This window comes from Pseudomonas sp. NFACC45, from assembly GCF_900113505.1.
Classification (GTDB): Bacteria; Pseudomonadota; Gammaproteobacteria; order Pseudomonadales; family Pseudomonadaceae; genus Aquipseudomonas; species Aquipseudomonas tehranensis.
The window spans coordinates 170,324-191,322 of sequence record NZ_FOPO01000010.1 but is presented as its reverse complement, the minus strand read 5'-3'; the positions used below and the strand labels follow the sequence as shown (position 1 = coordinate 191,322).

The window sequence follows — 20,999 nt, the reverse complement described above, 5'->3', positions numbered from 1 at the left end:
TGATCGAAAAACGTGTAGCCGAAGGCGGCTCGGATCGCCTGATGGAAAACAGAGTGGGCTGAACAATCCCTTCACCGCTCCGAAAATCGGTTGAATCAACCCATGTTGCTGCCAAAACAAAAAACGCCGCTTATCTCTCATGAGTAAGCGGCGTTTTTTTGCAATGTGTCATGGGATCCTAAACGATGCTATCCACCACCCCCCCATCAACACGCAGCGCCGCTCCGGTGGTGGCCGAGGCCTGCTCCGAGCTGGCATAAATGATCATGTTGGCAACCTCCTCGACGCGTGCCGCGCGCTGGATGATCGAGGTGCTGCGGTGCTGGTTGACGAAGTCTGCCGCGACCTTTTCCAGGCTTTCCCCCGTGCGCTCGACGTCTGCCTTGAGCATCTGGGCAACCCCTTCGGAAAGCGTCGGCCCAGGCAGCACCGAATTCACCGTAACGCCCGTGCCGGCAAGGCGCTTGGCCAAGCCGCGAGCAATGGAAAGCTGGGCGGTCTTGGTGAACCCGTAATGGATCATGTCGGCAGGAATATTCAGGCCAGATTCCGACGAGACAAACACAATCCGCCCCCAACCGCGCTCGACCATGCCCGGCGCGTACGCCCTGGAAACACGCACGCCCGACATCACGTTGGTTTCGAAGAAACGTTGCCATTCGCTGTCCGGTGTTTCGAAAAAATCTTCCTGTTTGAAGATGCCCAGGTTGTTGATGACGATATCGAAGCTTGGGTGTTTGGCGATCAGTGCCTGGCAGCCAGCCTCATGACTAAGGTCACCCACAAAGCCAGCGGCATTTGAAGCAAGGTCGCCCAACCGCTGCAACGCGTCCTCCACGCTACTCTCGCTGCGACCATTGATGAGCACGTGGGCGCCGGCTTCCAGGAAGCCTTTGGCTGTGGCAAAGCCGATACCGCTGGTGGAGCCGGTGACTAAGACGTGGCGTCCGGTGAAGTCGATTTTCATGAGGGGACTCCTTGATTAATGAACCAGAGGGACTGTGCGATATGCCCGGCTGGACGGTCATCCGACGGATTCAGGCATGACTTTTCCATCCCAGCGTCATCGATATCGCAAGCCTTTAATCATGGACACGATTGAGGCTTTGCGCCTGTTCATGCGTTTTTTGCACGATGTCACTCACCGGTAAATTTCCTTCTCTTGACCGATTAGGATAAGCGTCCTACGATCAGATCCAACGATTAGGTCAATTGTCCTAATCACCCGCTAAAGTAATTGAGCGCATCTGGATGGCTGACATGACTACCCGCGAACGCATTGTCGCGGAGGCGGACAGGCTGTTTTATGAAAGGGGTTATGAACTGACCTCTTTCTCGGACATTGCCGATGCTGTGGGCATTTCCCGTGGCAACTTTTACTACCACTTCAAGAGCAAGGACGAGATTCTGGATGCCGTCATCGGGAAACGGATGATGAACACTTCAGGGATGCTGGAGACATGGGAGACCCAAAGTCATTCCCCCTCCGAGCGCATCAAATCTTTCATCCTCATCGTGGTCACGAATCGAGCGCAGATCATCCACCATGGCTGCCCGGTCGGCACGTTATGCAGCGAGCTGGCCAAGATTGGCCACCCAGCACAACCACAATCCACCCAACTTTTTGCCTTGTTCCGCACTTGGCTATGCCAACAGTTTGTTCTGCTGGGGCATGAAACGGACGCGGATTCGCTAGCGATGCATGTATTGGCGTTCAGTCAGGGCATTGCCTTGCTTGCACAGGCATTTCAAGACGAGCGCTTCATTCAACGCGAGGCCGAGCGCATGTGTGCATGGCTTGATGGCGTCGCTGATGAAGTAAGGGTTTAGATCAAACCACCACAATGATTTTCAGGAAGGACAACCATGTACGTCGTTTTTCTAAGATTTTCAGCTGGACGTGATCAGGCAGGCCGGTTGATGCAAGCGCATAAAGATTGGCTGCAGCGCGGATTCGATGAGGGTGTTTTCCTCTTGGCCGGTAGCATCCAGCCACAGGCCGGAGGGATGATTCTGGCTAGTGGGGTCACGCTAGCCCAGCTTGAGGATCGGATCGGCAGCGACCCCTTCGTGGCGGAAGATGTCGTGCACGCCGAGATCGTGGCGGTAACACCATCGAAGGTGGATCCTCGCTTGGCGTTTTTGCTCAGCCATCAGGAAGCCGACCACGCCGCCAGTTCATAGCCGTCCGGATCGATAAAGTGGAAACGTCGGCCACCCGGGAAAGCGAACACTTCACGACTGATGATCGCCCCTGCGGCTTCGAGCCTGAGTTGGGTACGCTCAAGGTCATCGGCGTACAGGATGATCAACGGGCCACCCGGGCGTACAAGTTCACCGGTCGTGAAACCACCGGTCAGGCGACCGTCGCTGAATTCGGTGTAGGTCGGGCCGTAGTCGACGAAACTCCAGCCGAATGCGCTTGCATAGAAGGCTTTGCTTCGGGCGATGTCGCTGACATTGAACTCGATGTTATCGATCTGGCGGTCATTACCTCGAATGCCCATTGACGCGTCCTTGGCTGATTGGGAAGAGGCAAGCTTAGGGCATTCGGCTCTCAACACTCCAAAATTTATCGCGTCTTCAACGACGGTTGCGGTGACAGTCCGTTAGATAGAACGAACCCTTGGTTGGGGCTGCTGCGCAGCCCAGCGGGGATAAATCCCCTCGCCACAGGGAGGGGGAGTCGGTTGATTCAGCGGCCGCCGTCAGGGCGCAATCGCGAGCAGGCTCGCTCCCACAGTTTTTCCGGGTTGTTCACAAACATCGCATCCATCACAAATCCCTGTGGGAGCTGAGCTTGCTCGCGATTGCGGTGGGTCTGCTTGCATTGATGTTGCATGTGCTGCCGTCATCGCGAGCAAGCTCGGCTCCCACGTGGGTTTTTGGGGTCCCAGATCCTGCATTCACCACAAATCCTGTGTCGCTCATATGAAGCAACAGGCCTTCAATACCACCGCGCCTCGCCTGGTGGGCGTTTCTTGAAGCGTTTCATGCTCCACATGTACTGGCTCGGGTAGGCACGCACGTAACGCTCTACCACTTTGCTCATGGCGGCGCAGGCGGTTTCGGTGTCGGTGCTGTACATGGCGTCTGGCGCGGCTTCGAGGATGACTTTGTAGCCGGAGCCGTCCGGCAGGCGCAGGGCGTGGAGGAAGACGCCGACCGCTTTGCCGCCGGCGAGCATGTTCGGTACGAACTTGCTGGTCAGGGCCTGGGTGGCGAAGAAGGGCACGAAGATGCCCGCGGATTCGGACGGCTCTGGGTCGGCGGGGATGCCCACCTGGCCGCCCTTGCGGACCTCTTTGATGACGCTGAGGATGCCTTCTTTGGTGGAGGCAGCAACTTTGTTGCCCAACTGTACCCGCTGCTTTTGCAGCAATTCATCCACCGCCTTGAGCTTGGGCGGGCGGTAGAAAATGATCGGTTTGCACTGGCTGCAATAGAAGTGGTTGAGCACTTCCCAGTTGCCCAGGTGGCTGGTGATGCCGACCACGCCTTTGCCGGAGGCCAGTGCGTCTTTCAGCACCTCCAGGCCTTCAACTTCGCGCACCAGTTCAAGAGAGCGTTGCGCCGGCCAGATCCAGGCGCAGGCACTTTCGGTCAGGGATTTGCCGATGTCCTTGAGGCTCTGGCCCACCAGGCGTTCGCGCTCCGCCGGGTCCATCTCGGGAAAGCACTTGGCGAGGTTGATCCGCACCACGTCGCGAGAGCGGTTGGGCAGCTTCCACATGAGCCAGCCAATGGCCGAACCCGACGCCTGCACTGCGCGCCAGGGCAGTAGCGCAAACAACCGCAGAGCGCCGACCAGCAAGGCGCCTTTCAACTTATCCACAGGTCACTCCTGAATTCATGGGCGTGTTGCGAGGGGGCTATTCTAACCACCGTTTGCCAGCTCGGCGTAACGGTCGCAGTCCTGGGTGTGGTCCATGACCATGCCCGAGGCCTGCATCAAGGCGTAACAAATGGTCGGCCCGACGAAGGTGAACCCGGCTTTTTTCAGGCCCTTGCTCATGGCAATGGCCTGGGGCGTGATGGCCGGCACTTCGGAGCGGTCCTTGAAGTGGTTGATGACCGGCTTGTCGTCCACGAACGACCAGAGGAACGCCACCGGATCCTCCAGGGACAGCCAGGCTTGGGCATTGCGCCGGGCGGCCTTGAGCTTGAGGCGGTTGCGGATGATGCCGGGGTCGAGCATCAGGTCTTCGATTTCCGCGTCGCTCATCTGCGCCACCCGCTGTACGTCAAAGCCGAACAGCACTTGCCGGTAGCGCTCGCGCTTGCGCAAAACGGTGATCCAGGACAGCCCGGCCTGGAACCCTTCGAGCAAAAGCAACTCGAACAAACCCTGCGCATCGCGCAGCGGCGTGCCCCACTCCTGATCGTGATAAGCCATGTACAACGGATCGTCAGAACACCAAAAGCAGCGTGGCATAAGGCTCCAGGGGGCGTGCGCACGAACGAATCGGGTATACTCCCGCTCTTTAAATCGCAGCCCAAGAAACAGGTGAATTTCGTGAGCCAGCCTACGCCAGCCGTGCGTACCTTCCAAGACTTGATCCTCGCCCTTCAGCAATACTGGGCCGAGCAAGGTTGCGTGGTACTTCAGCCCTACGATATGGAAGTAGGCGCCGGCACTTTCCACACTGCCACGTTTCTGCGCGCCATCGGCCCGGAAACCTGGAACGCCGCTTATGTGCAGCCCAGCCGCCGCCCGACTGACGGCCGCTATGGCGAAAACCCGAACCGTCTGCAGCACTACTACCAGTTCCAGGTGGTCCTGAAACCGAACCCGGAAAACTTCCAGGAACTGTACCTGGGCTCGCTCAAGCACGTGGGCCTCGACCCGCTGGTGCACGACATTCGTTTCGTTGAAGACAACTGGGAATCGCCAACCCTGGGCGCCTGGGGCCTGGGCTGGGAAGTCTGGCTCAACGGCATGGAAGTGACTCAGTTCACTTACTTCCAGCAGGCCGGCGGCATCGAGTGCTACCCGGTGACCGGCGAAATCACCTACGGCCTGGAACGCCTGGCCATGTACCTGCAAGGCGTGGACTCGGTCTACGACCTGGTATGGGCCGACGGCCCGTTCGGTAAAGTGACCTACGGCGACGTGTTCCACCAGAACGAAGTGGAGCAATCGACCTACAACTTCGAACACGCCAACGTCGAGAAGCTGTTCGAACTGTTCGATTTCTATGAAAGCGAAGCCAAGCGCCTGATCGAACTGGACCAGCCGCTGCCGTTGCCGAGCTACGAAATGGTGTTGAAGGCGTCCCATACCTTCAACCTGCTGGACGCACGCCGGGCGATTTCCGTGACCGCGCGCCAGCAATACATCCTGCGTGTACGCACCCTGGCGCGTTCCGTTGCGCAAGCCTACCTGCTGGTCCGTGCCAAGCTGGGCTTCCCGATGGCGACCCCGGATTTGCGTGATGAAGTGTTGGCTAAGCTGGAGGCTGCACAATGAGTGCTCAAGATTTTCTGGTTGAACTGGGCACCGAAGAACTGCCACCCAAAGCCCTGAACACCCTGGCCGATGCGTTCCTGGCCGGTATCGAGAAAGGCCTGCAAGCCGCTGGCCTGAATTTCGAAGCCAAGCAGGTCTACGCCGCGCCGCGTCGTTTGGCCGTGCTGATCACCGCCCTGGCGACCCAGCAGCCAGACCGCAGCATCAACCTCGACGGCCCGCCACGCCAGGCCGCGTTCGATGCCGACGGCAATCCGACCCAGGCTGCCCTGGGTTTCGCCAAGAAGTGTGGCGTAGACCTGAGCGAAATCGACCAGAGCGGGCCGAAACTGCGCTATAGCCAGAGCATCAAGGGCAAGCCGACCGCCAGCCTGTTGCCGACCATCGTTGAAGACTCCCTCAATGACTTGCCGATTCCCAAGCGTATGCGCTGGGCCGCGCGCAAGGAAGAGTTCGTGCGTCCGACCCAATGGCTGGTGATGCTGCTCGGTGACCAGGTCATCGATTGCACGATTCTGGCGCAGAAGGCCGGTCGCGATTCCCGCGGCCATCGCTTCCATCATCCGCAGAGCGTGCGCATCACCTCGCCGGCCAATTACCTGGCCGACCTGCGTGCGGCCTACGTGTTGGCCGACGCCAACGAGCGCCGCGAACTGATCAGCAAGCGCACTGAAGAGCTGGCCACCCAGCAGGAAGGCACCGCCATCGTGCCGCCAAACCTGTTGGACGAAGTGACCGCGCTGGTGGAATGGCCGGTGCCGCTGGTGTGCTCGTTCGAGGAACGTTTCCTTGAAGTGCCCCAGGAAGCGCTGATCACCACCATGCAGGACAACCAGAAATACTTCTGCCTGCTCGACGCCGAAGGCAAGTTGCTGCCGCGCTTCATCACGGTGGCCAACATCGAAAGCAAGGACCCGCAGCAGATCATCGCCGGTAACGAGAAAGTCGTTCGCCCGCGCCTGACCGACGCCGAGTTCTTCTTCAAGCAAGACAAGAAACAGCCCCTGGAAAGCTTCAACGAACGCCTGCAGAACGTGGTGTTCCAGGAAAAACTCGGCAGCGTCTACGACAAGGCCGAGCGCGTGTCGAAACTGGCCGCCTTCATCGCTCCACGCATCGGCGGCGACGCCCAGCGCGCGGCGCGGGCCGGCATCCTGTCCAAGTGCGACCTGTCCACCGAAATGGTCGGTGAGTTCCCGGAGATGCAAGGTATCGCCGGTTACTACTACGCCCTCAATGACGGCGAACCGCAAGACGTAGCCCTGGCGCTGAACGAGCAGTACATGCCGCGCGGTGCCGGTGCTGAACTGCCGACTACCTTGACCGGTGCGGCCGTGGCCATCGCCGACAAGCTCGACACCCTGGTGGGCATCTTCGGCATTGGCATGCTGCCCACTGGCAGCAAAGACCCGTATGCCTTGCGTCGTGCGGCGTTGGGCGTGCTGCGGATCCTGATCGACAAGCAACTGGACCTGGACCTGAACGACGCCGTGGCATTCGCCGTCGACGCGTTCGGCAGCAAGGTCAAATCTGCCGGCCTGGCCGATGCCGTACTGGAATTCATCTTCGACCGCCTGCGTGCGCGCTATGAAGACGAAGGCGTCGATGTGGCCACCTATCTGTCGGTACGCGCCCTGAAGCCGGGTTCGGCCTTGGACTTCGACCAGCGCGTACAAGCGGTGCAGGCTTTCCGCCAATTGCCGGAAGCGGCAGCGCTGGCGGCGGTGAACAAGCGGGTGTCGAATCTGTTGAGCAAGGTCGAGCCAACCATTTTCAGCGTACCTGAGGCGCGTTACTTTGATAACGCCGTGGAGTTCTCTCTTAACTCGGCTATCCAGCAGGCGTCTACGTCCGTGCAGCCACTTATGGAAAAGCGCGAGTATGCCGAAGCGCTGGCACGCCTGGCAGCACTGCGCGATCCTGTCGATGCGTTCTTTGAAGCCGTGATGGTGAATGCGGACAACGAAGACGTTCGCAAGAACCGTTATGCACTGCTGGCACGCCTGCGGGGCCTGTTCCTCAATATTGCCGACATTTCCATGCTGGGTTGAGGGGCTGCTGTTGAAACTGCTGATTCTCGATCGGGACGGAGTGATCAATCACGACTCCGACGCTTACATCAAATCGGTGCAGGAGTGGTTGCCACTCCCCGGTTCGATCGAAGCCATTGCGCAGTTAAGCAAGGCCGGCTGGACGGTGGCGGTTGCCACCAACCAGTCGGGCATTGCCCGCGGTTACTACGACCTGGCGGTCCTTGAGGCCATGCATGAGCGCTTGCGCGAATTAGTGGCCGAGCAGGGTGGTGAAGTCGGGCTGATTGTCTATTGCCCACACGGGCCGGACGAAGGTTGCGATTGCCGCAAGCCCAAGCCCGGCATGCTGAAAACCATTGCCGCGCATTACGACGTAGCGCTGGCGGGTGTGTGGTTCGTCGGCGACAGCCTCGGTGACCTGGAGGCGGCCAAGGCCGTCGATTGTCAGCCAGTTTTAGTGAAGACCGGGAAAGGCGAGAAGACTTTGGGCAAGACCCTGCCGGTGGGCACCTTGATTTTTGAAGACTTGGCGGCGATTGCCGCTGAACTTATCCACAATTAGAGCTCCCAAGACATCCTGATCAAGGACTGTTCGGGAAGCGCTTAAACAGTCGGGCACTGCCCGCAACGGTAAATGCCGCTATGTCGATATTGCAGGCCATCAGAACCTTCCTCTTTTACCTGCTGCTGGGCACCAGTTCCTTGCTCTGGTGCTCCTTGAGTTTTTTTGTCGCGCCTTTCATGTCGTTCAGGACGCGCTACCGTTTTATCAATGTGTACTGGTGCCGTTGCGCGCTGTGGCTGAGCAAGGTCTTTCTGGGTATACGGTATGAAATAAAAGGCGCAGAAAATGTGCCTGACCGGCCGTGCGTGATCCAGTCCAACCATCAGAGCACTTGGGAGACGTTCTTCCTGTCGGCTTACTTCGAGCCCCTGAGCCAAGTGCTCAAACGTGAGCTGCTGTTTGTACCGTTCTTCGGTTGGGCCATGGCAATGCTGCGTCCCATCGCCATTGACCGGGACAATCCCAAGGTTGCCCTCAAGCAGGTGGCGAAAAAAGGTGATGAGCTCCTCAAGGACAAGGTTTGGGTGCTGATCTTTCCGGAGGGCACGCGTGTTCCCTACGGGACCATCGGAAAATTTTCGCGCAGTGGTAGCGCTTTGGCGGTAAACGCTGACCTGCCGGTGCTGCCGATTGCACACAATGCCGGTAAGTTCTGGCCCAAGGGTGGCTGGCTCCGGACCCCGGGCGTCATCACCGTGGTGATCGGCCAACCGATGTATGCCGAAGGTAGCGGGCCTCGCGCCATTGCCGAGCTTAATGAGCGCGTACAAGCCTGGAATGAACAGACACAACGGGAAATGGGTTCGCTTCCTCCCGGCCCTGTCGCAGAAGTGTCCACGGAACAAGCTGCTGTTTGATATCTGTGGATAACCTGTGTACCGTTTTTTCTAAATCCGTTACTTTTGTGTTTTATGTCTTTGTTTTTAATACATATTTCATAAACACATAAAACCCGCCTTCAGGTGCATAAGTTTTTATAGCAGCAAAAAGATCGTCCCAAGGCTCGGGCCGCGTTCGGACGATCTTTTACTCTGCCAACAACGGAAATCGCAGGCTGAACGTTGTACCTTTACCTACCACGCTATGGCATTCGATTTTCCCCTCGTGATGGTCAACCACGGCCTTGACCATCGATAACCCCAAGCCAATGCCATCGACCCCTTGGGCCGACGAAAACCGACGGTACTGACTGAACAGGTCCGGCAGTTCTTCGGCACTGATGCCCTTGCCTTGGTCGGCGACGTTGCAGATCAACCACCCCGACGTGCAATGAACCTGCAGCGAAATGCAGGCGTCGGGCGTGCTGTACTTGATGGCATTTTCCAGCAGATTGAACAGGGCACGGGTCAGCAACGGTTGATCCGCCCTCACCATCGCCTCTTCATCCTCTATTTCATGAATCAACTGGATGCGTTTTACCTGGGCAATCGGCAGTGCTTGGTCAAGTACATCCAGCACCAACATGGCGAACAGCGTCGGCTGGAATTGGTAAGCCTCGGATTCGGCCTTGGCCAGTTGCACGAAGCCGTCAGTCAATTCCAGGGCGCGACGCACCTGGCGCTCGATCTGATCGAAAAGCGGATTATTCGCCCCCGTCTGATGCCGTTGCACATCCAGCAGGGCCAGGATCGCTGAGTGGGGTGCGCGCAAATCATGGGATAAAAAACGCAACATGACGCTGCGCTGCTCTTCGGCTTCGCGTTCCGCACTCAGGTCGATGAGGCTCAGTAACCAGCCAATCGGCGCCTCACCATCAACAGGCAAGAGCGGTGCGCGTTCCAGACGCAGGCTGCGCTCCCGGCTGTCGCGAAACTCCACCAGTGGCAATGTGGATAACCGGTGAGGTTGCCCACGTTCCAGTCCTGGGTAACCCAGCTGTGCGAGATGTTCCAATACATCGCCCCCCGCCAAGCCATGGCCGAAGAGATCACGAGCCTTGCGGTTACCGAGCAATATTCTGCCTTGGGGATCGCTGATCATTGTGGCCACGGGCAGGTACTCGAGGCCATCGGCAATAAAACGGCGGGTGTCCCGGGTTCGCCCCATGGCTTGTTCCAGAGCCATGATCTGGCCCTGCAAGCGGTCGCTGCCCGTGTAGGGGGCACGACGCCGTTCGGGGAACACCTTGGGTTCCGCATCCAGGCGCGCCAGTTCCCAGCCAAAGTAGGCCAGCACCACGCTCAGGCGTCGCCAATTCCAGATCAGATAACCAAACACGATGCCCAGCACGCTCGCCATGGGCGACCACCACCAACCTTCAGCTGCGAGTACAACACTGATCAGCAGGGCCATGCTCATGCCACCCACTGTCGTCCATAGCGCCAGGCGAGGGCGCAGCAATAGCAAGCCCAGCACGACGGCGACCACAAACACCGACAACAACGCCGCCCCTGGTCCGTGGCGAGTTGGCTGGGTACTGAACGACAACAACGCGGTGAGCGGTAACAGAACAAGACTTATCCACAACCATTCCCGTACCAATTGGCGAAACATGCGTTGGACTTGGGTCGGTTCACGGCTTTCACGACGACGCTGGTTGCTCATAAGCACCCTGACAGAACATAGGAACGGGGGATTTTTTTCATGGTGGCCGCGTGTCGCACCAGCTGGCTGAAGACCAAAGACTATAGCGGACTCGATAGGTGGCGCGCTGCTACCTTTCCCTGCGCGTCATGAGCCGGTATTGTCACTGCCAGCGACAGGGGACCTGCAACCCGACAACTTATCGGTTCGTCGAGGCTACATCGGGCGAGTGGAATATTTGTTCAGATTGCATGGCCACCCTGGTGATGTCCGTTACTCTCGAGATCAAGGAATCGCATCCCATGCGTGTCGCCATACTGGATGACGAACCGGCCGAGCTGCGCCGGGTGGAACAGACACTGCAACAGATCCCCGCCAGGGGCGAGCAAGCCTGGACCTTGCACAGTTTTGAGCGCGGCGAAGACCTGTTGCGGCAACTGCGCCGGGAAACCTTCGACCTGTTGATCCTCGACTGGCAATTGCCCGACATCAGTGGGTTGTCGCTGCTGCGCTGGACGCGCGAGCACATGGACTCGCCGCCGGCCGCCATCATGCTCACCAGCCGCGACGGCGAGCACGATGTGGTCCAGGCCCTCAATGCCGGAGCCGACGACTACGTGAGCAAACCCTTCAGGCCCAACGAACTCAAGGCCCGGGTCACCGCCGTGTTGCGGCGCCATAACCTGCAGCGCGCTCCAGCCAGCGAAGTGCTGGTATTCAACGACCTGGAATTCGACGATGCCGAACTCACCGTCACCCGCGCCGGCATACCCATCAGCCTCACCGAACGAGAGTACCGTCTGGCCCGCTGCCTGTTCGCCAACCTGGGCCGCCCACTGTCCCGGGAATATTTCTACGAACGCTTCTGGAGCCACGAGGAAATGACCTCGTCCCGCCCCCTCGACACCCACATCTACCGCCTGCGCAACAAGCTTGGGCTGACGGCGGATCGGGGTTGGCAGTTGCTGACGATTTATGGGTATGGGTATCGATTGGAGAGTGTGGCGGCGGGGAGTGAGGCTTCGGTGGCGAGTTAGGACCCTCGAGCGAAAAAAAAAAAGCCAACGCATATGCGTTGGCCTTTTTCGTTGGGGCAGGGGCTGGACAGCCGGATCAGAAATCCAGGTTAGACACCGCCAACGCATTGCTTTCGATGAAGTCACGACGAGGCTCGACCGCATCACCCATCAGGGTGTTGAAGATCTGGTCTGCGCCAATGGCATCTTCGATGGTGACTTTCAGCATCCGGCGCGAGCCCGGGTCCATGGTGGTTTCCCACAGCTGGTCCGGGTTCATTTCACCCAGCCCTTTATAGCGCTGGATGGTGTGGCGCTTGGTGCTTTCGGCCATCAGCCACTCAAGGGCTTCCTTGAACTCGGTGACGGCTTTCTTGCGCTCACCACGCTGGATGTACGCGCCTTCGTCCAACAGGGTGCTCAGTTGCGCGCCCAGGGAGACGACGGTCTTGTAGTCGTTGCTGCCGAAGAAGTCGCGGTTGAAGGTGACGTAGTTCGACAGGCCGTGGGAGATCAGTTCGACCTCGGGCAGCCAGACGTTACGCTCACGGTCTTCACGCAGGCTGGCTTTGTACACTAGGCCAGACTTCTCTACGGTGCGCAGACGAACTTCGTACTGGGCCAGCCAATCCTGCATTGCAGCGTGATCGGACAGCTGTTCCATGCTGACAGCCGGCAGGTAGATGAAGTGCTCGGTCAGCTCCTGTGGGTACAGGCGCGACAGGCGCTTGAGGGTCTTCATCACCAGGCGGAAGTCGTTAACCAGGCGCTCGAGAGCTTCGCCGGAAATGCCTGGGGCCTCTTCGTTCAGGTGCAGGCTCGCATCTTCCAGGGCCGACTGCGTCATGTACTCTTCCATGGCGTCGTCGTCTTTGATGTATTGCTCTTGCTTGCCTTTCTTGACCTTGTACAGCGGAGGCTGGGCGATATAGATGTAGCCGCGCTCGATCAGCTCCGGCAACTGACGGAAGAAGAACGTCAGCAACAGGGTGCGGATGTGCGAACCGTCGACGTCGGCGTCAGTCATGATGATGATGTTGTGATAACGCAGCTTGTCGATGTTGTACTCATCGCGGCCGATGCCACAGCCCAGCGCAGTGATGAGCGTACCGACTTCCTGGGAGGAGATCATCTTGTCGAAGCGCGCTTTCTCGACGTTCAGGATCTTGCCCTTGAGCGGCAGGATAGCCTGGGTGCGGCGGTTGCGGCCCTGCTTGGCGGAACCGCCGGCAGAGTCACCTTCCACGAGGTACAGTTCGGACAGGGCAGGGTCCTTTTCCTGGCAGTCGGCCAGTTTGCCCGGCAGGCCGGCGATGTCCAGCGCGCCTTTGCGGCGGGTCATCTCACGGGCCTTGCGCGCGGCTTCACGGGCTCGGGCGGCGTCGATCATCTTGCCGACCACCAGCTTGGCTTCGTTGGGGTTTTCCAACAGGAAGTCGGAGAAGTACTTGCCCATTTCCTGTTCGACCGCGGTCTTCACTTCGGAAGACACCAACTTGTCCTTGGTTTGGGAACTGAACTTCGGATCCGGCACTTTCACCGAAATGATCGCCGTCAGGCCTTCACGGGCATCGTCACCGGTGGTGGCGACTTTATGCTTCTTCGCCAGGCCTTCCTGTTCGATGTAGTTGTTCAGGTTACGGGTCAGCGCCGAACGGAAACCCACCAGGTGAGTACCGCCATCGCGCTGTGGAATGTTGTTGGTGAAGCACAACAGGTTCTCGTTGAAGCTGTCGTTCCACTGCAGGGCGATTTCCACGCCAATGCCATCTTCGCGCTGGACGTTGAAGTGGAACACCTGGTTGACCGCAGTCTTGTTGGTGTTCAGGTATTCAACGAATGCACGCAGACCGCCTTCGTACTTGAACAGCTCTTCCTTGCCGCTGCGCTCATCCTTGAGGACGATGCCGACACCGGAGTTGAGGAAGGACAATTCACGAATCCGCTTGGCCAGGATGTCCCAGCTGAAGTGGATGTTCTTGAAGGTTTCGCTGGAAGCCTTGAAGTGAATCTGGGTGCCGGTGGTTTCACTGTCGCCTACGATGGCCATCGGCGCCTGAGGCACACCGTGAACGTAGGTTTGTTCCCAGATCTTGCCACTGCGGCGAACAGTAAGGACAAGCTCTTCGGACAGTGCGTTCACAACCGATACACCTACGCCGTGCAGACCGCCGGAAACCTTGTAGGAGTTGTCATCGAACTTACCGCCGGCGTGCAGCACGGTCATGATGACCTCGGCTGCGGAAACGCCTTCTTCCTTGTGTACGTCTACCGGGATGCCACGACCGTTGTCACGAACAGTGATGGACTCATCCGGGTGGATGATGATGCTGATGTCATCGCAATGGCCGGCGAGGGCTTCGTCGATGGAGTTGTCAACCACCTCGAACACCATGTGGTGCAGACCGCTGCCATCGTCGGTGTCACCAATGTACATACCGGGACGTTTGCGTACGGCATCCAGGCCTTTCAGCACTTTAATGCTCGTTGAGTCGTACGTATTTTCTTCGCTCAATGCCTTCACTCCCGATGGTCGTGGGTCTGGGTGATACGGCCCTGTTCCACGTGGAACAGAGCGACTGGCGTTTCCGTCTGCCAGCCTTCCCTCAATAATTCGTGATCTACACAGGTGATAAAAACCTGGCAGCGTAAGTCTTCCAGCAAGCGGCAGAGTGCGCGGCGGTGGGCTTCGTCCAATTCGGACGGCAAGTCATCCACCAGATAAATACACTGACCGCGTCGCGCCTGGCTGACCAAATGGCCCTGGGCAATACGCAATGCGCACACCACCAATTTCTGCTGCCCCCGGGACAAGATGTCCGCGGCATTATGTGCGCCCAATCTAAGGCGCAAGTCAGCGCGTTGCGGTCCAGCCTGGGTATGGCCCATCTGCTGGTCCCGCTGCAGCGAGCCAGCCAGCACGGTGCTCAGTTCCCGGTCCTTGTCCCAGCCTCGGTAATAGCTGAGCGTCAGGCCCTCAAGCTCAACCAGTTCGCTCAAGGTCTGCTCGAAGACCGGTTTCAAGGCTTTGATGTAAGCGCGGCGGTATTCATCTATTTCAGCGCTGGCCTGGCACAGTTCCCTGTCCCAAACCGCTTGCGAAACGGCGTCAAGTGTACCATGCCGCAGCCAGGAATTTCGCTGGCGCAGCGCCTTCTGCAAGCGCTGCCAAGTGGCCATGAAACGCGGTTCCACGTGGAACACGCCCCAGTCGAGAAACTGTCGACGAATCTTCGGCGCGCCCTCCAGCAATCGGAAACTGTCCGGGTTGATCAACTGCAACGGCAGGATCTCCGCCAGTTGCGCGGCGCTGCGGGCATTCTGCCCATCGATGCGGATCTGGAATTCGCCTTGCCGGTCCCGTGATATCCCCAAGGCACTATGACCGCCTTGCGCCAACTCCACCTGTCCGAACACGGTGCAGGCCAACTGATCGTATTGGATGACCGGTAACAGACGGGTGCTGCGAAATGAACGAGCAAGCCCCAGCAGGTGAACAGCTTCCAGAACGCTGGTTTTGCCGCTGCCGTTAGCGCCGTAAAGGATATTGATGCGGGGGGAGGGGGAGAAGGTCACCGGGTGCAGATTGCGCACCGCGGTGACCGAGACGCGACTTAAGGACATCTAGCTTCTGCTGGGCATGATTACAGACGCATCGGCATGACAACGTAGGCCGAGTCGTCGTTATCGGACTCCTGCACCAGCGCACTGCTGTTGGAGTCCGACAGGATCAGACGCACTTGCTCAGTGGTCATCACGCCCAGTACGTCGAGCAGGTAGCTGACGTTGAAGCCGATTTCCAGAGAGCCGCCGTTGTATTCAACGCCCACTTCTTCTTCCGCTTCTTCCTGCTCAGGGTTGTTCGCCTGGATTTTCAGCTGACCATTGGCCAGTTGCAGACGAATGCCGCGGTACTTCTCGTTGGACAGGATCGCGGTACGGCTGAACGCCTCGCGCAGCGCCTGGCGGTCACCCAGGACCAGTTTGTCACCGCCTTTTGGCAGCACGCGCTCGTAGTCAGGGAACTTGCCATCGACCAGCTTCGAGGTGAAGGTGAACTCACCCGTGGTGGCGCGGATATGGTGCTGGCCCAATACGATGCTGACATTGCCGTCCGGCTCGGTCAGCAGGCGCGCCAATTCCAGGATACCTTTGCGCGGGACGATGACTTGGTGGCGGTCTGGCTGACCGATATCGGCCTGCATCGAGCACATGGCCAAACGGTGACCGTCGGTGGCGACGGCACGGATGATACCGGCGGACACTTCCAGGAGCATGCCGTTGAGGTAGTAACGCACGTCCTGCTGCGCCATGGCGAAGCTGGTGCGTTCGATCAAACGGCGCAATTTGCTTTGCTCGAGGCTGCAAGTCAGCGAGCCAGGGCCTTCTTCCACAGTCGGGAAATCGTTGGCCGGCAGCGTCGACAAGGTGAAACGGCTGCGACCGGCCTTGACCACGAGCTTCTGCTCATCGACCTTGATATCGATCAGCGCATCGTTGGGCAGGCTTTTGCAGATATCCATCAGCTTGCGCGCCGGCACGGTGATGGAACCCGGATCGGCCGGTTCTTCAAGCTGTACACGACCGACCAGCTCGACTTCCAGGTCGGTACCGGTCAGCGATAATTGCTGGCCTTCGACAACCAGCAGCACGTTGGAAAGTACCGGCAAGGTCTGGCGGCGTTCGACGACGCCTGCGACCAGTTGCAGGGGTTTCAACAGGGCTTCGCGTTGAATGGTGAAATGCATGGTCTAGTCCCTTGCCTTAATAAGCTGCGCTGGTGGTCATCAAGTGGTCAGTGTTCGCAGCAGGTTCTTGTAGTCCTCGCGGATGTCCGCGTCGGATTCCTTAAGTTCGTTGATCTTACGACAGGCGTGCAACACCGTGGTGTGGTCGCGTCCGCCAAACACGTCGCCGATTTCCGGAAGACTGTGGTTGGTCAGCTCCTTGGACAAGGCCATCGCCACCTGACGCGGGCGAGCCACCGAACGCGAACGGCGTTTGGAAAGCAGGTCGGATATCTTGATTTTGTAGTATTCAGCGACAGTGCGCTGAATGTTATCCACAGAAACCAGTTTGTCCTGGAGCGCTAACAAATCCTTCAAGGACTCGCGAATCAACTCGATGGTGATGTCCCGGCCCATGAAGTGCGAATGAGCGATGACCCGCTTGAGGGCACCTTCGAGCTCGCGGACGTTCGAGCGGATACGCTGGGCAATGAAGAATGCGGCGTCGTGAGGCAGTTCGACCTTGGCCTGATCAGCCTTCTTCATCAGGATCGCCACCCGGGTTTCCAGCTCCGGCGGCTCGACGGCAACCGTCAGGCCCCAGCCAAAACGCGACTTGAGACGTTCTTCAAGACCTTCAATTTCTTTCGGGTAGCGGTCACTGGTAAGAATGACCTGCTGCCCGCCTTCAAGCAACGCATTGAAGGTATGGAAGAACTCTTCCTGGGAGCGTTCCTTGCGGGCGAAGAACTGAATGTCGTCGATCAGCAAAGCATCCACCGAACGGTAGAAACGCTTGAACTCGTTGATCGCGTTCAGTTGCAGCGCCTTGACCATGTCGGCCACGAAACGCTCGGAATGCAGGTACACGACCTTGGCATTCGGGTTCTTCTTTAATAAGTGGTTACCCACCGCGTGCATCAAGTGTGTTTTACCCAAGCCTACGCCACCATAAAGGAAGAGCGGGTTGTAGCCATGCTTGGGGTTGTCCGCGACCTGCCAGGCTGCCGCTCGCGCCAGTTGGTTGGACTTGCCTTCAACAAAGTTCTCGAAGGTGAAGGTGCGGTTCAGGTAACTGGTGTGCTTGAGCGCGCCTTCGACCTGGACGGTGCGTTGTTCAGCGCGCACCGGAGCTTGTTGGGAGCTGGCCCCGGCCATTGGGTCGAAGCTGTCCCGTGAGGGCTCCTCGCTGACTTCGGCCACTTTTTGTGCATTACGCTTGCTCGGTGCTGGCGTGGGGGCCGGTGCGGCATGGTTAACCGGCGCAGCGACAGCCTGGGCCTGGGAGGCCGCAGCGGCTAACGGGGCGTTGGGGGCCGCGCGCGGAGTCGAGCTGCGTTTGCTGCCTATTAATAAGGACAGCGCAGGCGCCATGCCATTGCCATGCTCATCAAGCAGCTCAAGGACCCGCCCCAGGTACTTTTCGTTGACCCAGTCAAGAACGAAACGGTTCGGTGCGTAGACGCGCAACTCGTCGCCTTCGGCTTCGACCTGTAGCGGACGGATCCAAGTGTTGAATTGTTGGGCAGGCAGCTCATCGCGCAAAAGCTCCACGCACTGCTGCCAAAGTTCCACTGACACGGATATCCCCTAAGTTGAAAGCCGGTGAGGCAAAAACAAGCGGCCATTGTAGCGAGCGGACGTCCACTTATCCACATGCAGGTTGCTCATCCACCATGATTTATCAATGCCTTAACCTAGAGCAAGACGACAGGCGGTCGGTGGATAAGCTCTGTGGATAACCTCCCCTAAGGTCGTTGCACAAGTGGGGGTTGAACTCGGTGGATAACCGTCCTGTGGATAACTGGCCATTCCACACACAGCTTATCCGACAGCGCAGCACAGGCTGAACACCGCTTTCCCCTGTAGTTGTCATTCTCTGTACATGGCGTAATACAAGGGCTCTGCATGGTTATCCACAGACACATGCCAGCCTTGCTTTTATAAGCTTTACAGAAAAGCTTTAAATAATTCCCTTCTTTTTATTTCTATATCTGGAGGTCTGAGATGAAGCCGCTATCCAGGCGGGACATCTATTTCAAGTAAACGCTGGTTGGAAATTGACCTAGAGGCTTGCTTTCTCTAGAATCCCCGGTCTCTTAAAACGGGGGCCATTCCGGCCCGTTGTGGACGAACCCAGGTAACACGACATGAAACGTACTTTCCAACCAAGCACTATCAAACGCGCTCGTACCCACGGTTTCCGTGCTCGCATGGCTACCAAGAACGGTCGTGCCGTCCTGTCGCGTCGCCGCGCCAAAGGTCGTGCGCGTCTGGCAGTTTGATAATCCGGCACTGGAGGTGAGTCAGGACTTCAGTCGGGAAAAGCGTCTGCTTACACCCCGGCATTTCAAGGCAGTCTTTGACTCCCCTACCGGCAAGGTTCCGGGGAAAAATCTCCTGCTCCTTGCGCGCAGCAACGATCTCGATCACCCCCGACTAGGGCTGGTTATCGGGAAAAAGAGCGTCAAGCTCTCCGTTGAGCGCAATCGCCTCAAACGTCTGATGCGCGAATCGTTTCGCCTGAACCAGGATTCACTGGTCGGTTGGGACATTGTTATCGTCGCGCGCAAAGGTTTGGGTGACGTAGAAAACCCCGAATTGATTCAGCATTTCGGCAAACTCTGGAAGCGCTTGGCTCGTAACAAGCCTGCACCGCCAGCAGTCAACACCGAAACTGTAGGGGTAGACAGTCCCGATGCGTAAACTGGCACTCGTTCCGATCCAGTTTTATCGCTACGCCATTAGTCCCCTGATGGCCAGTCACTGTCGTTTCTACCCCAGTTGTTCTTGCTACGCGTATGAAGCCATAGAAAATCATGGCCTTCTGCGCGGTGGCTGGCTGACCTTTCGTCGTTTAGGTCGCTGTCATCCGTGGAATCCCGGCGGTTATGACCCGGTTCCGCCTATCCCTACCTCCCGTTCTTCTTCGATGGCCGAGTAATCATGGATATCAAACGCACGATCCTGATCGTCGCCCTGGCAATCGTGTCCTACGTAATGGTTCTTAAATGGAACCAGGACTATGGCCAGGCTGCCCTGCCGACTCAGAATGTTGCAGCCAGCAATACCGCACCGAGCTTGCCGGACACCACCACTGGCAATAATACCGCCAGCAATGACGACATCCCGCGCGCGGCAAACGATACCACTGCTCCTGCCGAAGCCCCTGTGGCTGCAAGCAAGGATCTGATCCAGATCAAGACGGACGTGCTTGAGCTGGCAATCGATCCACAAGGTGGTGACGTTGCTCAGTTGAAGCTGCCGTTGTATCCGCGCCGCCAGGACCATCCAGAAATTCCATTCCAGTTGTTCGATAACGGCAATGAGCGGACCTATCTGGCCCAAAGTGGTCTGATCGGCACCAACGGCCCGGATGCAAACCCGGCCGGCCGCCCGGTTTACTCCTCCGAGAAGAAGACTTATCAACTGGCTGACGGTCAGGACCAATTGGTCGTGGATCTGAAGTTCAGCAAGGACGGCGTCAATTACATCAAGCGTTTCACTTTGAAACGTGGCCTGTATGACGTGACCGTTTCCTACCTGATCGATAACCAGAGCGCACAACCCTGGTCCGGTGCGATGTTCGCGCAGCTCAAGCGTGACGCCAGCGATGATCCTTCCTCCAGCACCGCCACCGGTACCGCGACTTACTTGGGCGCTGCCCTGTGGACAAGTTCGGAGCCTTACAAAAAAGTGTCCATGAAAGATATGGACAAGGCGCAGCTCAAGGAAACCGTACAAGGTGGCTGGGTTGCCTGGTTGCAGCACTATTTTGTAACCGCCTGGATCCCGCAGAAAGGCGAGAACAACGTCGTCCAGACGCGTAAAGACAGCAAAGGCAACTACATCGTCGGTTATACCGGCCCGGCATTGATCGCTGCACCTGGTGCAACCGTCGAAACCAGCGCCATTTTGTATGCCGGTCCAAAAAGCCAAGCGGTGTTGAAAGAGTTGTCCCCAGGTCTGGAACTGACCGTGGACTACGGGTTCCTGTGGTTTATTGCCCAGCCAATCTTCTGGCTGCTGCAACATATCCACAGCATCGTCGGTAACTGGGGCTGGTCGATCATCTTCCTGACCATGCTGATCAAGGGGATCTTCTTCCCATTGTCGGCTGCCAGCTACAAATCCATGGCTCGCATGCGCGCAGTGGCACCGAAACTGGCCGCCCTGAAAGAACAACATGGCGATGACCGGCAGAAAATGTCCCAGGCCATGATGGAGCTGTACAAGAAAGAGAAGATCAACCCGTTGGGTGGTTGCTTGCCGATTCTTGTCCAAATGCCTGTGTTCCTGGCGCTGTACTGGGTGCTGCTGGAAAGCGTGGAGATGCGTCAGGCACCGTTCATGCTGTGGATTACCGACCTGTCGATCAAGGATCCGTTCTTCATCCTGCCGATCATCATGGGCGCAACCATGTTCATTCAGCAGCAGCTGAACCCAACGCCTCCGGACCCTATGCAGGCGAAGGTCATGAAGATGATGCCGATCATCTTCACCTTCTTCTTCCTGTGGTTCCCTGCGGGCCTGGTGCTGTACTGGGTTGTGAACAACGTGTTGTCGATTACCCAGCAGTGGTACATCACGCGTAAGATCGAAGCGGCTACGAAAAAAGCCGAGGCGTAACTTGCTCTGTGGATAACCACACAAAACGCCCCCTAG

General features: G+C 58.0%; 20 protein-coding genes. 11 read left to right on the top strand and 9 right to left on the bottom strand.

The genetic code is table 11. The features are described 5' to 3' along the window. Window positions 1-178: 178 nt before the first annotated feature. Window positions 179-967: an SDR family NAD(P)-dependent oxidoreductase gene (locus BM132_RS19370; RefSeq protein ID WP_092457910.1), complete on the bottom strand. Its 789-nt coding sequence runs from the start codon at window positions 965-967 to the stop codon at window positions 179-181. Window positions 968-1,260: 293 nt separating this feature from the next. On the opposite strand from BM132_RS19370, the gene BM132_RS19365 reads away from it, so the two are divergent. Both BM132_RS19365 and BM132_RS19360 read left to right on the top strand, forming a co-directional pair. Next, entirely contained in the window at window positions 1,261-1,830 is a 570-nt protein-coding gene (locus BM132_RS19365) for a TetR/AcrR family transcriptional regulator (protein ID WP_218157845.1), read from the top strand. A gap of 36 nt (window positions 1,831-1,866) precedes the next feature. After that, window positions 1,867-2,184 (top strand): YciI family protein, encoded by a 318-nt coding sequence (locus BM132_RS19360; protein ID WP_092457904.1) that lies wholly within the window; start codon window positions 1,867-1,869, stop codon window positions 2,182-2,184. Here BM132_RS19360 and BM132_RS19355 read toward each other — a convergent pair. From BM132_RS19355 to tag, 3 genes are all read right to left on the bottom strand, one after another. Continuing rightward, window positions 2,154-2,507: a VOC family protein gene (locus BM132_RS19355; protein WP_092457901.1), complete on the bottom strand. Its 354-nt coding sequence runs from the start codon at window positions 2,505-2,507 to the stop codon at window positions 2,154-2,156. The genes BM132_RS19360 and BM132_RS19355 overlap by 31 nt on opposite strands. A 440-nt stretch (window positions 2,508-2,947) precedes the next feature. Then, window positions 2,948-3,835 (bottom strand): lysophospholipid acyltransferase, encoded by an 888-nt coding sequence (locus BM132_RS19350; protein WP_092399637.1) that lies wholly within the window; start codon window positions 3,833-3,835, stop codon window positions 2,948-2,950. A 42-nt stretch (window positions 3,836-3,877) separates the two neighbouring features. Next, window positions 3,878-4,435 carry a DNA-3-methyladenine glycosylase I gene (tag, locus tag BM132_RS19345; protein WP_092399635.1) on the bottom strand — a complete coding sequence of 186 codons (558 nt, stop codon included), beginning with the start codon at window positions 4,433-4,435 and terminating at the stop codon, window positions 3,878-3,880. 81 nt (window positions 4,436-4,516) lie between these two features. On the opposite strand from tag, the gene glyQ reads away from it, so the two are divergent. The 4 genes from glyQ (at window position 4,517) to BM132_RS19325 (ending at window position 8,925) form a co-directional block, all read left to right on the top strand. Beyond that, entirely contained in the window at window positions 4,517-5,470 is a 954-nt protein-coding gene (gene glyQ / locus BM132_RS19340; protein ID WP_092458149.1) for a glycine--tRNA ligase subunit alpha, read from the top strand. Next, the gene (gene glyS, locus BM132_RS19335) at window positions 5,467-7,521 is read left to right on the top strand and encodes a glycine--tRNA ligase subunit beta (RefSeq protein ID WP_092399633.1); all 2,055 of its coding nucleotides are present in this window, start codon (window positions 5,467-5,469) and stop codon (window positions 7,519-7,521) included. The genes glyQ and glyS overlap by 4 nt, the downstream gene beginning before the upstream one ends. 4 nt (window positions 7,522-7,525) lie before the next feature. Then, window positions 7,526-8,065, top strand: coding sequence for a D-glycero-beta-D-manno-heptose 1,7-bisphosphate 7-phosphatase (gene gmhB, locus BM132_RS19330; RefSeq protein WP_177218195.1), 540 nt, complete (start codon window positions 7,526-7,528; stop codon window positions 8,063-8,065). Window positions 8,066-8,145: 80 nt separating this feature from the next. Next, on the top strand, window positions 8,146-8,925 hold the full coding sequence (locus BM132_RS19325) for a lysophospholipid acyltransferase family protein (RefSeq protein ID WP_092457895.1): 780 nt from the start codon (window positions 8,146-8,148) through the stop codon (window positions 8,923-8,925). Between the two features lie 169 nt (window positions 8,926-9,094). Here BM132_RS19325 and BM132_RS19320 read toward each other — a convergent pair whose 3' ends face one another. After that, complete coding sequence (locus BM132_RS19320) at window positions 9,095-10,612, bottom strand: sensor histidine kinase (protein ID WP_092457892.1); 1,518 nt, start codon at window positions 10,610-10,612, stop codon at window positions 9,095-9,097. Between the two features lie 281 nt (window positions 10,613-10,893). Here BM132_RS19320 and BM132_RS19315 point away from each other — a divergent pair, with 281 nt between their 5' ends. Next, the gene (locus BM132_RS19315; RefSeq protein WP_092458146.1) at window positions 10,894-11,628 is read left to right on the top strand and encodes a response regulator transcription factor; all 735 of its coding nucleotides are present in this window, start codon (window positions 10,894-10,896) and stop codon (window positions 11,626-11,628) included. 76 nt (window positions 11,629-11,704) lie between these two features. On the opposite strand, the gene gyrB is transcribed toward BM132_RS19315, so the two are convergent. From gyrB to dnaA, 4 genes are read right to left on the bottom strand one after another with little or no spacing between them, the layout of a single operon-like run. Continuing rightward, a complete protein-coding gene (gene gyrB / locus BM132_RS19310) occupies window positions 11,705-14,122 on the bottom strand; it encodes a DNA topoisomerase (ATP-hydrolyzing) subunit B (RefSeq protein WP_047230120.1) in 2,418 nt (805 codons plus the stop codon). Window positions 14,123-14,127: 5 nt separating this feature from the next. Next, a complete protein-coding gene (recF, locus tag BM132_RS19305) occupies window positions 14,128-15,231 on the bottom strand; it encodes a DNA replication/repair protein RecF (RefSeq protein ID WP_047230105.1) in 1,104 nt (367 codons plus the stop codon). 20 nt (window positions 15,232-15,251) lie between these two features. Next, window positions 15,252-16,355: a DNA polymerase III subunit beta gene (gene dnaN, locus BM132_RS19300; RefSeq protein ID WP_007903001.1), complete on the bottom strand. Its 1,104-nt coding sequence runs from the start codon at window positions 16,353-16,355 to the stop codon at window positions 15,252-15,254. A 39-nt stretch (window positions 16,356-16,394) separates the two neighbouring features. Further along, complete coding sequence (dnaA, locus tag BM132_RS19295; protein WP_092399625.1) at window positions 16,395-17,915, bottom strand: chromosomal replication initiator protein DnaA; 1,521 nt, start codon at window positions 17,913-17,915, stop codon at window positions 16,395-16,397. 569 nt (window positions 17,916-18,484) lie between these two features. On the opposite strand from dnaA, the gene rpmH reads away from it, so the two are divergent. From rpmH to yidC, 4 genes are read left to right on the top strand one after another with little or no spacing between them, the layout of a single operon-like run. Further along, window positions 18,485-18,619, top strand: a complete 135-nt coding sequence (rpmH, locus tag BM132_RS19290; RefSeq protein ID WP_003213577.1) for a 50S ribosomal protein L34 — start codon at window positions 18,485-18,487, stop codon at window positions 18,617-18,619. 16 nt (window positions 18,620-18,635) lie between these two features. Beyond that, window positions 18,636-19,040, top strand: coding sequence for a ribonuclease P protein component (gene rnpA / locus BM132_RS19285; protein ID WP_218157846.1), 405 nt, complete (start codon window positions 18,636-18,638; stop codon window positions 19,038-19,040). Further along, window positions 19,033-19,278 (top strand): membrane protein insertion efficiency factor YidD, encoded by a 246-nt coding sequence (gene yidD, locus BM132_RS19280; protein ID WP_010465488.1) that lies wholly within the window; start codon window positions 19,033-19,035, stop codon window positions 19,276-19,278. The genes rnpA and yidD overlap by 8 nt, the downstream gene beginning before the upstream one ends. 2 nt (window positions 19,279-19,280) lie before the next feature. Further along, window positions 19,281-20,963 carry a membrane protein insertase YidC gene (gene yidC, locus BM132_RS19275; RefSeq protein WP_092399621.1) on the top strand — a complete coding sequence of 561 codons (1,683 nt, stop codon included), beginning with the start codon at window positions 19,281-19,283 and terminating at the stop codon, window positions 20,961-20,963. The last annotated feature ends 36 nt before the right edge of the window (window positions 20,964-20,999 follow it).

Bases quoted from the DNA above. Each gene is read 5' to 3' on its own strand.
- yidD (WP_010465488.1), top strand. From the start codon at position 19,033: ATGCGTAAACTGGCACTCGTTCCGATCCAGTTTTATCGCTACGCCATT.
- glyS (WP_092399633.1), top strand. From the start codon at position 5,467: ATGAGTGCTCAAGATTTTCTGGTTGAACTGGGCACCGAAGAACTGCCA.
- BM132_RS19315 (WP_092458146.1), top strand. From the start codon at position 10,894: ATGCGTGTCGCCATACTGGATGACGAACCGGCCGAGCTGCGCCGGGTG.
- tag (WP_092399635.1), bottom strand. From the start codon at position 4,435: ATGCCACGCTGCTTTTGGTGTTCTGACGATCCGTTGTACATGGCTTAT.
- dnaN (WP_007903001.1), bottom strand. From the start codon at position 16,355: ATGCATTTCACCATTCAACGCGAAGCCCTGTTGAAACCCCTGCAACTG.
- recF (WP_047230105.1), bottom strand. From the start codon at position 15,231: ATGTCCTTAAGTCGCGTCTCGGTCACCGCGGTGCGCAATCTGCACCCG.
- BM132_RS19360 (WP_092457904.1), top strand. From the start codon at position 1,867: ATGTACGTCGTTTTTCTAAGATTTTCAGCTGGACGTGATCAGGCAGGC.
- rpmH (WP_003213577.1), top strand. From the start codon at position 18,485: ATGAAACGTACTTTCCAACCAAGCACTATCAAACGCGCTCGTACCCAC.
- BM132_RS19320 (WP_092457892.1), bottom strand. From the start codon at position 10,612: ATGAGCAACCAGCGTCGTCGTGAAAGCCGTGAACCGACCCAAGTCCAA.
- BM132_RS19325 (WP_092457895.1), top strand. From the start codon at position 8,146: ATGTCGATATTGCAGGCCATCAGAACCTTCCTCTTTTACCTGCTGCTG.
- BM132_RS19355 (WP_092457901.1), bottom strand. From the start codon at position 2,507: ATGGGCATTCGAGGTAATGACCGCCAGATCGATAACATCGAGTTCAAT.
- yidC (WP_092399621.1), top strand. From the start codon at position 19,281: ATGGATATCAAACGCACGATCCTGATCGTCGCCCTGGCAATCGTGTCC.
- BM132_RS19370 (WP_092457910.1), bottom strand. From the start codon at position 967: ATGAAAATCGACTTCACCGGACGCCACGTCTTAGTCACCGGCTCCACC.
- BM132_RS19365 (WP_218157845.1), top strand. From the start codon at position 1,261: ATGACTACCCGCGAACGCATTGTCGCGGAGGCGGACAGGCTGTTTTAT.